Annotated in this window: 15 protein-coding genes; 2 read left to right on the top strand and 13 right to left on the bottom strand. The window is 40.6% G+C overall.

Annotated features, from left to right (window positions below):
• Positions 1–5 precede the first annotated feature (5 nt).
• Both ATK78_RS12375 and ATK78_RS12370 read right to left on the bottom strand, forming a co-directional pair.
• Positions 6–995 (bottom strand): UDP-glucuronic acid decarboxylase family protein, encoded by a 990-nt coding sequence (locus tag ATK78_RS12375; RefSeq protein ID WP_133576379.1) that lies wholly within the window; start codon positions 993–995, stop codon positions 6–8.
• Positions 995–2,305 (bottom strand): UDP-glucose dehydrogenase family protein, encoded by a 1,311-nt coding sequence (locus tag ATK78_RS12370; RefSeq protein WP_133576378.1) that lies wholly within the window; start codon positions 2,303–2,305, stop codon positions 995–997. Before ATK78_RS12370 ends, ATK78_RS12375 begins: the two co-directional genes overlap by 1 nt.
• A gap of 63 nt (positions 2,306–2,368) precedes the next feature.
• On the opposite strand from ATK78_RS12370, the gene ATK78_RS12365 reads away from it, so the two are divergent.
• Positions 2,369–3,664 (top strand): 3-deoxy-D-manno-octulosonic acid transferase, encoded by a 1,296-nt coding sequence (locus tag ATK78_RS12365; protein ID WP_133576377.1) that lies wholly within the window; start codon positions 2,369–2,371, stop codon positions 3,662–3,664.
• Here the strand turns inward: ATK78_RS12365 and hemH are convergent.
• The 5 genes from hemH to ATK78_RS12340 all read right to left on the bottom strand — a co-directional run bounded on the left by hemH (position 3,641) and on the right by ATK78_RS12340 (position 7,726).
• The gene (gene hemH / locus ATK78_RS12360) at positions 3,641–4,654 is read right to left on the bottom strand and encodes a ferrochelatase (protein ID WP_133576376.1); all 1,014 of its coding nucleotides are present in this window, start codon (positions 4,652–4,654) and stop codon (positions 3,641–3,643) included. The two genes, ATK78_RS12365 and hemH, sit on opposite strands and share 24 nt — an antisense overlap.
• A gap of 91 nt (positions 4,655–4,745) precedes the next feature.
• Positions 4,746–5,594 carry a 4-hydroxy-3-methylbut-2-enyl diphosphate reductase gene (locus ATK78_RS12355; protein WP_133576375.1) on the bottom strand — a complete coding sequence of 283 codons (849 nt, stop codon included), beginning with the start codon at positions 5,592–5,594 and terminating at the stop codon, positions 4,746–4,748.
• Positions 5,595–5,644: 50 nt separating this feature from the next.
• Positions 5,645–6,562 carry a hypothetical protein gene (locus ATK78_RS12350; RefSeq protein ID WP_133576374.1) on the bottom strand — a complete coding sequence of 306 codons (918 nt, stop codon included), beginning with the start codon at positions 6,560–6,562 and terminating at the stop codon, positions 5,645–5,647.
• Complete coding sequence (locus ATK78_RS12345) at positions 6,559–7,179, bottom strand: lysophospholipid acyltransferase family protein (RefSeq protein ID WP_133576373.1); 621 nt, start codon at positions 7,177–7,179, stop codon at positions 6,559–6,561. The genes ATK78_RS12350 and ATK78_RS12345 overlap by 4 nt, the downstream gene beginning before the upstream one ends.
• Positions 7,180–7,216: 37 nt before the next feature.
• On the bottom strand, positions 7,217–7,726 hold the full coding sequence (locus tag ATK78_RS12340; protein WP_133576372.1) for a phosphoribosyltransferase family protein: 510 nt from the start codon (positions 7,724–7,726) through the stop codon (positions 7,217–7,219).
• A gap of 212 nt (positions 7,727–7,938) precedes the next feature.
• On the opposite strand from ATK78_RS12340, the gene ATK78_RS12335 reads away from it, so the two are divergent.
• Positions 7,939–8,652 (top strand): head GIN domain-containing protein, encoded by a 714-nt coding sequence (locus ATK78_RS12335; RefSeq protein WP_133576371.1) that lies wholly within the window; start codon positions 7,939–7,941, stop codon positions 8,650–8,652.
• A gap of 71 nt (positions 8,653–8,723) precedes the next feature.
• On the opposite strand, the gene ATK78_RS12330 is transcribed toward ATK78_RS12335, so the two are convergent.
• The 6 genes from ATK78_RS12330 to pheS all read right to left on the bottom strand — a co-directional run bounded on the left by ATK78_RS12330 (position 8,724) and on the right by pheS (position 12,974).
• Entirely contained in the window at positions 8,724–9,128 is a 405-nt protein-coding gene (locus tag ATK78_RS12330; protein WP_133576370.1) for a hypothetical protein, read from the bottom strand.
• Positions 9,129–9,130: 2 nt separating this feature from the next.
• Positions 9,131–10,657 (bottom strand): 23S rRNA (uracil(1939)-C(5))-methyltransferase RlmD, encoded by a 1,527-nt coding sequence (gene rlmD / locus ATK78_RS12325; protein WP_133576369.1) that lies wholly within the window; start codon positions 10,655–10,657, stop codon positions 9,131–9,133.
• Positions 10,658–10,753: 96 nt separating this feature from the next.
• A complete protein-coding gene (locus tag ATK78_RS22895) occupies positions 10,754–10,864 on the bottom strand; it encodes a phenylalanyl-tRNA synthetase subunit alpha (protein ID WP_133576368.1) in 111 nt (36 codons plus the stop codon).
• A gap of 81 nt (positions 10,865–10,945) precedes the next feature.
• The gene (locus ATK78_RS12315; RefSeq protein ID WP_133576367.1) at positions 10,946–11,521 is read right to left on the bottom strand and encodes a TetR/AcrR family transcriptional regulator; all 576 of its coding nucleotides are present in this window, start codon (positions 11,519–11,521) and stop codon (positions 10,946–10,948) included.
• Positions 11,521–11,937 carry a Rieske (2Fe-2S) protein gene (locus tag ATK78_RS12310; RefSeq protein WP_133576366.1) on the bottom strand — a complete coding sequence of 139 codons (417 nt, stop codon included), beginning with the start codon at positions 11,935–11,937 and terminating at the stop codon, positions 11,521–11,523. The genes ATK78_RS12315 and ATK78_RS12310 overlap by 1 nt, the downstream gene beginning before the upstream one ends.
• On the bottom strand, positions 11,937–12,974 hold the full coding sequence (gene pheS / locus ATK78_RS12305) for a phenylalanine--tRNA ligase subunit alpha (RefSeq protein ID WP_133576365.1): 1,038 nt from the start codon (positions 12,972–12,974) through the stop codon (positions 11,937–11,939). Before pheS ends, ATK78_RS12310 begins: the two co-directional genes overlap by 1 nt.
• Between the last annotated feature and the right edge of the window lie 62 nt (positions 12,975–13,036).

The following is a 13,036-nucleotide window of genomic DNA, read 5'->3' as shown; positions in this document are numbered from 1 at the left end:
ACAATTTAACGGTTATAAGTTGTAAAATCTTTATGTTCTTTATTGGTTAATGCATCTTCCGGCAAAGATTTAAAATATTCATAGGTTATTTTTAATCCTTCAGCGCGGCTAACTTTAGGTTCCCATCCCAAAATTTGCTGTGCTTTAGTGATATCCGGACGACGCTGCTTTGGATCATCAACAGGAAGATCCCTGAGCACCAGCTTCTGAGTGGTACCAGTTAGTTTGATGATCTCTTCACCAAACTGCTTGATGGTAATTTCATCCGGGTTACCAATATTTACAGGCTGGGCATAGTCGCTCAGCAATAACCGGTAAATCCCTTCGATCAAATCATCCACATAACAGAAAGAGCGGGTTTGAGATCCGTCGCCAAATACGGTCAAATCTTCACCGCGCAATGCCTGTCCGATAAAAGCAGGTAAAACACGACCATCATTCAGGCGCATTCTTGGTCCATAGGTATTAAAGATCCTTACAATTCTGGTTTCTACACCATGGAAGGTATGATACGCCATGGTCATTGCTTCCTGAAAACGTTTGGCTTCATCGTAAACGCCTCTTGGGCCTACTGGATTAACATTTCCCCAATATTCTTCAGGCTGAGGATTTACACTTGGATCACCATATACTTCTGATGTAGAAGCAATCAGCATCCTTGCATTTTTATTTTTCGCTAAGCCCAATAAATTATGTGTTCCTAACGACCCTACTTTTAGGGTTTGGATCGGGATCTTTAAATAATCAATCGGACTGGCAGGAGACGCAAAGTGAAGGATATAATCTAAAGTACCAGAAACATACACAAACTTTGATACATCATGATGGGCAAACTCAAAGTTTTCCAAACCAAACAGATGTTCAATATTTTGCAGGTCGCCAGTGATCAGGTTATCCATAGCAATAACATGATAACCCTCTTTAATAAATCTGTCGCAAAGGTGTGACCCCAGGAAACCGGCAGCACCAGTAATTAAAACTCGCTTACGTTCCATTAATCTATTAGTTTACGGCCAACACTATTATAATAATATCCAAGATCAACCATTTTTTGAAGATCGTACAGGTTACGTCCGTCAAAAACTACTTTATTGGTTAACGTTTCTTCCATTTTTTCAAAGTCAGGATTTCTGAATACAGACCATTCTGTGGCAATCAATAACGCATCCGCGCCTTTAAGTGCAGCATACTGATCTTCAGCGTATTCTATTTTATCACCCAATAAAGCCTTTACATTGGCCATACCTTCAGGATCAAAAGTAGTAACGGTTGCACCGTTTTTCAACAGTTCATCAATGATATACAATGCAGGAGCCTCGCGGATATCATCCGTTTCCGGTTTAAATGCAAGTCCCCATAACGCAAAATGCTTACCTTTTAAGTCACCTTTATAATATTTTAAAAGCTTATCAACCAATACTGTTTTTTGCTTTTCATTTACATCCATCACTGCTTTCAGCAGTTTAAAGTTATATTTATGCTCATCAGCTGATTTAGCCAATGCCTGTACATCTTTAGGAAAACAGCTGCCACCGTATCCAATACCAGGAAATAAGAAACGTTTACCGATCCGCTCGTCAGAACCAATACCCCTTCTTACCGCATCAACATCGGCACCTACAATTTCGCACAGATTAGCTACCTCATTCATAAAGGTAATCTTTGTAGCAAGGAATGAGTTTGCCGCATATTTGGTTAGCTCTGAAGAACGCTCATCCATAAATAAGATCGGGTTACCCTGTCTTACATAAGGACCGTACAATTCAGACATCAGTTTTTTAGCTTTTTCGCTGCTTGTACCGATTACGACACGGTCAGGCTTCATAAAATCATCAACCGCTACACCTTCACGTAAAAATTCCGGGTTAGAAACCACGTCAATTTCTACAGAAGTATTTTCAGTAAAAACGGCCTGTACCTTATCTGCTGTACCTACAGGCACAGTAGATTTGTTCACGATCACTTTGTAATCGGTTACCAGTTTTGAAATGTCTTTTGCAGCACCTAAGATATAGGATAAATCCGCTGCGCCATCTCCTCCGGGAGGAGTTGGTAAAGCCATAAAAATAATTTGAGCGTCTTTGATACCAGCCGCCAGATCAGTTGTAAAGGTTAACCTTTTTTGTGCAATGTTCCTGTGGAACAACACATCCAATCCTGGTTCATAAATCGGAATCTCACCATGCTGCATCTTATGCACTTTGGCTTCGTTGACATCTACACAAATAACGTTGTTTCCAGTTTCGGCAAGACATGTTCCTGTTACCAAACCTACGTACCCTGTACCTATTACGGCTATTTTCATATAAAAAGTTATGTTTTAATTTTAATGAAGTATCTTCGGCTAAGATAATAAATAAACACATAAATGCTTTGGCTTTATAACTTAGGTATCCAATTTTATGGAATAATTGTAAAAATATTTTCCATATTTAATCCCAAAGCACAATTTTTCATTAAAGGAAGGCTAAATATCTTTGAAAAAATACAAAATCAGCTTCCTTCAGGCCGGCAGCGTATCTGGTTTCACTTCGCTTCTTTAGGAGAATTTGAACAAGGGAGACCTTTACTCGAGAAAGTTAAATCAAACTACCCTTTAAAAGAAATTATTGTTACTTTTTTCTCTCCTTCCGGTTATGAGGTCCAAAAAAATTATGCTTTGGCAGCTGGTGTGTTCTACTTACCCCTGGATACAAGAAAAAACGCCCGTGCATTTATTAAAGCGATTAATCCGGAACTGGCCATATTTACAAAATACGAGTATTGGTATCATTATTTTAAAACACTGCACGACCTGCAGATCCCATTGTTTATCATTTCCGGAATCTTCAGACCAGAGCAGGTTTTCTTTAAATGGTATGGATCATTTAACCGGAAGATATTAAAATTTGTAACCTATTTTTTTGTCCAGAATGAAGAAAGTATTCAGTTACTAAAAAATATCCGGATAGATCAGGCAAGCCTGAGTGGGGATACCCGTTTTGACCGGGTTGCAGAAAACGCCTCATCACCAAAAGAGAACCCGCTGGTTAAAGAATTTTGTGGTGATGCACCGGTGTTCATCGCGGGCAGCACCTGGCCGGCAGATGAGCGTTTACTGGCAAAACTCGCTCAGGACCATCCCGACTGGAAATTTATAATTGCACCACATGAAATTGATGGTGCACATATTGATCAGATCAGGAGTAGTTTTTTAGGTGCAGTAACTTACACATCGAATCCCTCAAGGCATTCGGATGCCCGGGTATTGATCATTGATAATATCGGCTTGCTTTCTTCCTTGTACCAATATGGCAATATCGCATATATTGGAGGAGGTTTTGGGGTTGGAATCCACAATACCCTGGAAGCCGCAGCATTTGGGATCCCGATAATTTTCGGTCCTAAGTATGATAAATTTCAGGAGGCCAAAGACCTGATCGCTATTGGGGCTGCAATCAGCATCAGCAGTTCTGCAGAATTGAAAGATGCATTTTCAATATTCTCCAAACCTGCACTGCTTTCAACATCCAAAACATCTGCAATACCATCAGCAACCCCGATAATGGGGGCAAATAATGATGCAGGAGCAGCAGCCAAAAAATATGTATTGTCAAAAACAGGATCTTCAGCGCAGATCATCCATCACATCAAACGTTATCTAAGCGATAGCCATCTCCGCTAAGGCTTGTATAAACTTAGGATCATCATTGAGACTTTCTACCAACTGAACGTGTTCACCACCTAAGGCTTTAAATTCTTCATGGTATTCAACGGTGATCTCATATAAAGTTTCCAGGCAGTCGGCCACAAAAGCAGGGCTAAATACAAGCAGTCTTTTTTTACCTTCTCCAGCAAGTTTTTTTAATACATCTGTAGTATACGGCTGTACCCAGGGTTCCTTACCTAAGCGCGATTGGAAACAAACGGTGTAATCACCTTTTGCGATGTTCAGTTTTTCAGCAATCAGTCTCGCTGTATCATGTCCCTGAGCAGAATAGCAGAATTTGTTGGTATCATTTAACGTTTCACAGCAATTATCCTTTTTAAGGCAATATGCTCCGGTATGATCACATTTAAGCAGCTGTCTTTCTGGTAATCCGTGAAAGCTGAATAAAATATGGTCAAAAGTTTCCGGCTTATATTTCCTGGCATTTTCAGCAAACGTTTCAATCACCAGTTCATTGTCGTGGAAGGAATTTATAAAATTAACCGGGGGGATGGTTTGCCATGTACTCACAATCTCCATTACCTTCTGCATTACAGAACCTGTACTCGCAGACGCGTATTGAGGGAACATCGGAATCACCTGAATGCTTTCTACCAGCCCCGCCTTCATTTTCTCCAGCGCGGATAAGATGGACGGGTTTTGATAGCGCATGGCCAGTTCAACCTGAAAGTCATCTCCCAGTTTTTCCTGCAGCAATGCCGTTTGGATCCTGCTATAGTATAATAATGGGGATCCGTTCTCATCCCAGATCTCTTTATATAATTTTGATGTTTTTGGACTGCGAAAAGGAACAATAATACCTTTAACGAGTAGGGTTCTGCTAAAAGCATTGATATCGATCACACGTTCATCCATCAGAAACTGATCCAGATATTTACGAACGTCTGCAACTTCCGGACTATCCGGAGTTCCTAAATTTACTAGCAGTATGCCCTTTTTTCCCATAATTATGGCGCGAAATTAACGTATTAAATTAGTGTATCGGTTGGTGCAAAAAGAATATTTACTTTTTAATGATGATCGCAGAGGTTGTAAATTATAAAGACAATAATTCCTGTTTAACCTGTTCCATCAACCACATGGGTGTAGAGGTAGCTCCGCAGATTCCAACCCTGTCATTCGGAGAAAACCAGTTGCGGTCTATTTCTTCAATGTTGGAGATAAAGTATGCATTTGGATTGTATTTTTTGCAAACGTCATAAAGCACTTTACCGTTTGATGATTTCTTACCGGATACGAATAAGATGCGATCATAGTTAACTACAAACTTCTCCAGATCTGTATACCGGTTAGATACTTGTCTGCAGATCGTATCGTTTGCTTTAACCTCATACCCCCTGCTCAGCAGTTCGTCTTTAATTGCGTAAAAGCGGTCAGTGCTTTTAGTCGTTTGACTGTACAACGTAAATTTGGAAGGCAGATCAACATGATCCAGTTCAGCAAGATCCTGAAAAACAATTGCCTTTCCGTCCGTCTGGCCTTGTAAGCCGATTACTTCTGCATGGCCATGCTTCCCGAAGATCAGGATCTGCTCATCTTCATCATGAGAGTTCTTGATCCGGTTCTGTAATTTCAGCACCACCGGACAGGAAGCATCAATTAATGTCAGGTCGTTATCCAGTGCCAGTTCATAGGTGGAGGGTGCTTCACCATGCGCCCTGATCAAAACCTTCTCTCCATGAAGATCCTTTAATTGATCATGGTCTATGATGCGAAGGCCTTTATCCGTTAAACGTTTAACCTCTTCATCGTTGTGTACAATATCGCCCAAACAATATAAATAATCTTCATGGTCTAAAATATCTTCAGCCATATCAATTGCATAAACAACACCAAAGCAGAATCCTGATGCCTTATCTATATTAACGGTTAAATTATATTCCATTTGTCTCTGACCCTATTGATTGAACAAAAATACACAAAAAGTGTTTCATATTATGAATACTTCTGTTGATCCAATGTAAACACCTGATCCCATATAGATTTTATGAGGATTAAAACTAAGGAGATCATCTGAAGGGGATGCAGCAGCACATTATACACCGGATGCTGTCCGGTCAGGAAAGAGATCATGATCCTGCTCATAAAGATCAGTCCAATTGGCAAGACCATAAAGACCGGATCTAAGTTAAGAAAGATGACTATTGGCCCGGCGACTACAAATGCCAGATAAAATACTGCGGCAAGAATGGTATTGCTGAATTTCTTAAATGTCTGCTTTGAAACTTTTGTCCAGTTTAAAGAATCTCCAATCGTATACACCAGTTTATTGGCAAGCAATACTTCGGTACGGTATTTAACTGCAGATTTTTTATTCCAGCTATTTTGCCGGTATGATGCGGCATCGAAGAACAGACAGGACTGATCTACCATGGCATAAGCCTGCAAACTGCTCAACCTGGCCAGCCTGAGCGGAAACAGGTTAAGCGGTACAAAATCGATAACCGGGTAAATACACCAGGCCAGGAGTCCTTTAAATTTACGGTTGGGAATTACACTCAGTAAATCCAGTTTAAATACGTTCATGCGGTAAATCATGTTGTGGATCAGTCCCCTTTCAAGCACAACATTCGCATCAATAAACAACAGGTAATCACCGGTAGCCTTTTCGGCGACTGTCTCCATACGTTCTCCAGGCTGTCTGAAGATCAGTTCGGTATAGGTGTAATCCTGGTCTTCAATGCTGTTCAGCTGCGCGTCCATCTCCCCACCTTCCAAACTTACAATGATGGAAACCTTTTCATTGAAACGGCTTCCATAATGACCCAATTTGGGATTAGACATGAAGTTAAAAAGAGAAACACTGAACCTCAAAACAAGGAAGACAAGAACCGCGTAAATAAAAATGATCATACGTCTTTGTTTTGCTGCCGGATGGCAGATTCATAATGCTTATTGTATTCGCTTTTTAACAATTGCAGGCTCACATATTCTTCAGCATCCCATTTGGTCAGATAGGTTTTCATTTGCGGCTTTCGCCCCATAGAATGATCTGCAAGTGTTACTGAAAAAATGAACTGGAATTTTTTCCTGGAAGCATTAACCAGCTGCATGATGCCTTTTTCAAAGGTAACACTCCTCACGGGGCCTGGATAAGCTTTGCCTTGCGGGAAGACGAGCACCAGATTTTGGGGATCGTCCAATAGTTTTCCCGCATAAACCAGTGTTTCAATTACATCTTTACCCGTATGTTCAGCAGCAAAGGCACCCATATATTTCAAAAACCAATGTTTTTTATATTCTTCCGCATTTACCAGCACATGAAACTGCTTTTTAATGGCTACCTGGTTTAAATGGAACAGTATAAACCCATCCCACCAGCTAAAGTGGTTGGCAAGCAGCAGTACAGCTTCATCATCGGCAAAGCTAAGTGCATTGAAGGAATGTGCTGCAAAGTCTTTTTTCAGGATATAGGAAATATACCAGGAAAAGAAATTAAAAATTACAGGGCTTTTGCGGGACCGGTACATCCCTCTAAAATGAGAAAAATTACCCTTAAATGCAAAATTAGCTTAAATAGACACTATCTTCTTCTCCATCAACATCTAAAACAACATCTACATGTTCCTTTAATACGGTTGCCATTTGCAATCCGACAAAATCGGTGGCAATAGGAAATATTTTATGGCTTCTGTCTACTAAAACTACGGTACGGATCTTTTTATGCGGTGTATTTAAAAACACACCCAATCCATAGGCCAGGGTCTTGCCGCTATTCAATACATCATCAACAAGAATGATCACCTTTCCTTTCCACTGTGACTCATCCAGATCGGTGCTTGCAACCAGTTTAGTATCCAAACGATCCAGTTCAATGTTAAGCAATGTAATTTTAAGGCTTGAGATCCTGGACAATACGGTTTTCAGGCGGATAGCCAGTTTATAGCCCCGATCCCATATCCCGGCCAATACAATTTCCTTTTCATCAAGGTTATCTTCAAGGATCTGGTAGGCAATCCTGTTGATCTTTTGCTGGATTTGTTTTTTGTTAAGAATAAGTAATTGAGATTCAGCCATCAGGTATATTGCATTATTATATGCTACAAAAAGAACGAATTTAAGCCTCATAATCAAACTTAGTACGCATTATTTTTTCAGTCCTTCTAAAATTGATGTAAAACAGGATTGTATTTATCTATTTACATACTTTTAAAAATATATTTAGAAATTAATGCAACTTTTGAAGATGTTCTGCGTCTAATATTTGAACACACCAATTAAACCTGCAAATGAGAAACCTATTTACCATTAAATCTGCAAGCCTGTTGCTTGTATTTTCAATAGCTGCGTTATCCCTAAAAGCGCAGGAAACCAAAGACTTCCAAATTAAAAACTTCACAGAAATATCAGTTGCAAGCGGAATAGATCTATATCTAACGCAGGGCAGCGCAGAACAGGTTAAGGTGGTTACCCATTCCGACCTGATGAAGAATTTGGTGATTATAAAAGAAGGAAATGCATTAAAGATCAGTTATAAGGATAACGTGAGCTGGAGCAGAATTGTAAAAGGTCAATCGATTAAGGTTTATGTGAGTTATAAAACCCTTCAGGCGCTTTCGGCAAGTGGAGGAAGTGATGTTTATACCCAAAACACACTAAAAACAGACCGTTTAGTGGTAAAGGGCTCAGGCGGATCAGACTTAAAATTAAATGTTGTTACTAAAGATATACAAATTCAAATTAGTGGAGGTTCTGATGTAGAGCTGAAAGGAACAGGCGTAAATATGGACGCAAAGGCTAGCGGCGGTAGTGATATCGATGCTTATGGCTTTGTTACAGAATATGCCAAGGTTACTGTCAGTGGCGGATCAGACGGAAATGTAAACGTAAGCAAGGCACTGGAAGCAAGTGCTACCGGAGGCAGCGATGTCAATTATAAAGGAAATCCATCCGTAAAAAAGACTTCTCTTAGCAAAAGCGGAGATGTTAACAAAATAGACTAAAATTTAGATAGTTTATTAGTTATTAGTTAGCCCTCTGTCATGGTGGATACCAACAGGGGGCTTTTTGTACCTCATCTTTTCGTTTTGTATGGGTAGTAAATAAAGTTTGCCCCTTCAGGAACAATCACAAATACGCACATAAAATCTTCCGGCCTTTTATAGCTCTTCAGGAACAGTTCCTTTTTATCCGGACTAATGATTCCTTTTTCCACAAACTCTTCAAAAGTTGAAACCTGGATGGTCCATTCGGTGTTCAGTTCTTTCCGGTCGAGGATCACTTCGCCAATGGTCACGGTATGCTGATGTGCCACAAAGATTGGATGAGCAGACAATCCTTCCACCCTGATCTCTATTGCAATTTCACGAATAGATTCTGCGTACAGTTCCAGGTCTTTCTCTAAACTAACCAGCGGACTCTTCGCTTTCTCTTCTTTATTTTCCTCAGGCTGCTGAGGCAACAACTCTTCAATATCCATAATTAATCTTCAGGCACGTGAACCGTGCGGCCAGCAAATTTTAACAACACCACATTTTCAACATGCTGTGTATGCGGAAACATATCAACAGGTTTAATGCGGACAACATCATATTTCTCTTTCAACAACGCCAGGTCTCTTGCTTGTGTCGCTGCGTTGCAGCTTACATAAACAATCTTTTCTGCTTCCATTTCCAGTAACCGCATAACTACATCTGCATGCATCCCTGCTCTTGGCGGATCCGTGATCACTACATCTGGTTTACCGTGCTCGGCTATAAATTCCCTGGTCAGAATGTCTTTCATGTCACCGGCATAGAAAATGGTGTTGTCAATTTTATTCAAAGCTGAATTAAATTTAGCATCTTCAATAGCGGTAGGCACATATTCAATCCCCACTACTTGCTTCACGCTCCCTGCAACAAAATTAGCAATGGTCCCTGCACCTGTATACAGATCATACACCAGCTCATCACCAGAAAAGCCTGCAAAATCTTTCGTGATCTTATACAGCTCATGTGCCTGGTCTGAGTTGGTCTGATAAAATGATTTAACACCAATCTTGAATTTAAGACCGTTCATTTCCTCAAAAATATGATCTCTTCCGGCGTAGGTTACCACATCCTGATCAAAGATCGTATCGTTCTTTTTCTGATTTTCAATATATAGTAAAGACGTGATCTCCGGGAAATTTAATTTTAGATGCTCCATTAATCCATTGATCTGTTCCTGTTCTGCATAAGCAAAAACAACGGCAACCATCACTTCTAAGGTTGAAGAAGTGCGGATGATCAAATTCCTTAAACTTCCTTCGTGATTGCGCAGGTCATAAAAGCTCAGCTGGTGCTCCAGGGCATAGGCACGAACACTATTGCGAATGGAATTGGAAGGTTCAGCCTGCAGGTAGCAATGCTGCACATCCAGAATTTTATCAAAACGCAAAGGAACGTGAAAACCCAGGGCATTCATTTCCAATTCCGGATTGATGTTGTTTTCCAAACGTGCTGAATGTTCTTCATGCGTTACACTTTCTGATCGCTCTCCACGTTCTCCGGAAAGATCATCAGCACGTGCAGGCATGTCCTGTTTATTCAGCCAGCGTTTATTAGAAAAAGTGTACTCTAGTTTATTCCGGTAATAGGTATTTTTAGCAGAACCCAATATCGGCTCCATGGAAGAAGTATCGATCTTTGCGAGGCGCTGTAAAGCGGCCTCTACGTTTTTATGTTTAAATGTTAACTGCGCACCGTATTGCATGTGCTGCCATTTACAGCCCCCGCAAACGCCAAAATGCTGGCAAAAGGGATCATCCCTTAATTCAGAAGCTTTGCTCAGGCTTTCAATAACGGCTTCTGCGAAATTCTTCTTTTTCTTTACTAAACGTACGTCAACTACGTCTCCCGGTACAGCTTTGTCAACAAAAATGACCAGTTCATCTGCTTTACCTACACCTTTACCCTCTTCAGCAATATCGATAATACTTAGATTGGGGATAATTGTTACGGTTCCGGATTTTCTATTTCTACTCATTATTTCGCAAATTTAGATAAAATTTAAGATTTTGGGCACAGAAATTTAGGTTAGGTGTGTGGAACGCCTATCAGGGAGAGATCAGGATATCAATTTTTACTTGCCAAAAATACTGAGGATAAAACCAAAAATGCCTTCAACTAAGTTAAACTTCATATCAAACTTCTCATCAACCATTACAGAAATTTCTAAAATCTCTTTACTCATGACCATATAAATGACTACGTAGCCAAATATACCTGTTTATATACCAAATACCAAAACGGTATAGATTAAAAAACCTAAGGATTACAAAGCAGCCTTTACGAGAAAGGGCAGCAGTTCTTTTTGAAAGCTGACGAAGTTCTTACGTACATCAGAATCACTTACCGAGGTAAAGGCGAATGAAAATACGATGCTCTTGCTGGCCTTTAACAGGAAAGCCAGTCCTTCTTTACGGGATGGATTATTTTTAAAATGGTCCAGCTCCAGGTAAGCAGAGAGCAGCAAAGATTCCAGCTGGTCAGACAGGTGTTTTAAAAACTCCTGCGAATTGGCATTTTCGCGAACAAAGTCCCATCCTATAAATTCATTACAAACGGTATAGGTGAGCCTGCAGGTCTTCATTACCAATGCTTTAAGATGCTCTTCTTCATCCGCAAACTGCGCCTTATTTTTCAGGATCTCATTGAGGTTCAGATCCAGGTAGTTCATCAGTATGGCGTCCAGGATCTGCTCCTTGCTCTCAAAATACTTATAGATAGTTGCTTTTGCTATCCTGGCTTTTTTTGCAATTTCGTTGACACTGGTCTTATGGTATCCATATTTCCTGAACAACTCTTTAGCGGCCCTAATTATACTCTCTTTGATCTTTTCTGGTTCCATTAATTAGTTACCTGTAATGAGTTTCCTGCTATAAATGTATTGTATCTCTTTAAAGATACTGCTGCAGGAGCTTTAGCAGGACTTCCATCCTCCAGCAGATATTTGGCACCCGAACATTTGTCGGTAGCGGTAAAACTTGGTTCGTCCAGATCTACAGCACATTTCTTTTCCGGGTTAACGGTACTGCAGCGGTCGTACGCCACATAGCCCCCGGATGTGGTGCGGTAGATGATGATACCAGCAACACCATGACCAGACAAGGCAACTGCCCCACCGGGACTGCTCAGCCTGATCAGTCTTGGATCTGTTAACGGCGCACTAAAATTAACAGGGACATTGGGAATCAGGTCGGTTTCTTTCCCACAGCCGGCAAGTGCCAGCAGCAACAACAGAACAACCCGGTTTCTCCTGCCCATTATATTAATGACGTTTTATATTGTTTTAAAAAGCGTGCGTCGTTTTCCGAGAACAAACGCAGATCTTTGATTTCATATTTAAGATTGGCGATGCGCTCAATTCCCATTCCAAATGCAAATCCGCTATATTTTTTACTGTCTATACCGCAGTTTTCCAATACATTCGGATCCACCATACCACAGCCTAAGATCTCTACCCATCCGCTATGCTTACACATGCCGCATCCTGCTCCTTTACAAATGGTACAGGAGATGTCCATCTCTGCAGAAGGCTCGGTAAATGGAAAATAAGATGGGCGGAAACGAACTTGTGTCCCTGCACCATATAATTCCTGTACAAAATAGAACAGGGTTTGTTTCAGGTCGGCAAAGGATACATTTTCATCCACGTACAGGCCTTCCACCTGGTGAAAGAAGCAGTGTGCCCTTGCGGAGATGGCTTCATTGCGATATACCCGGCCTGGCATGATTGCCCTGAAAGGCGGTTTCCCGGCTTCCATCATTCTTACCTGAACAGATGATGTATGTGTACGCAACGCAATATCACCGGTCTCACCACCTTTTTTAATAAAGAAGGTATCCTGCATATCACGGGCAGGGTGTTCTTCCGGAAAGTTCAATGCAGAGAAGTTATGCCAGTCGTCTTCAATTTCGGGGCCTTCGGCAACGATGAAACCTAGTTTACTAAAGATTTCCACCATTTCTCTGCGAACCAGTGCCAATGGATGACGGGCGCCGATCTCAAAACCTTCCCCTGGCAGGGTCAGGTCGGTATCTGAATCTTTGGAACTTTCAGCTTCGGTACTTCCATCCTTTAAAGTCTGGTATTTTGCTTCTGCCAACTGCTTAAACTCATTCAAAACCTTACCTAAGGTTCTTTTTTCTTCAGGAGAAACGGCTTTAAATTCGTCGAAAATATCTTTTATAATTCCTTTGGTACCCAGGAATTTGATGCGGAATTGTTCTAATTCATCTGCGTTTTGAGTGGTAAACGCATTAATCTCTGCTGTATATTGTGTTATCTTATCTTGTAACATGGGGTCAAATATACAGCTATTTATATAATATTTTTATAGTAGCTGAGTTCAAAAATCAACTT

The sequence above is a fragment of the Pedobacter metabolipauper genome, from assembly GCF_004362715.1.
In the GTDB taxonomy this organism is placed as follows: Bacteria; Bacteroidota; Bacteroidia; order Sphingobacteriales; family Sphingobacteriaceae; genus Pedobacter; species Pedobacter metabolipauper.
This window is presented reverse-complemented; position numbering and strand designations above follow the sequence as displayed.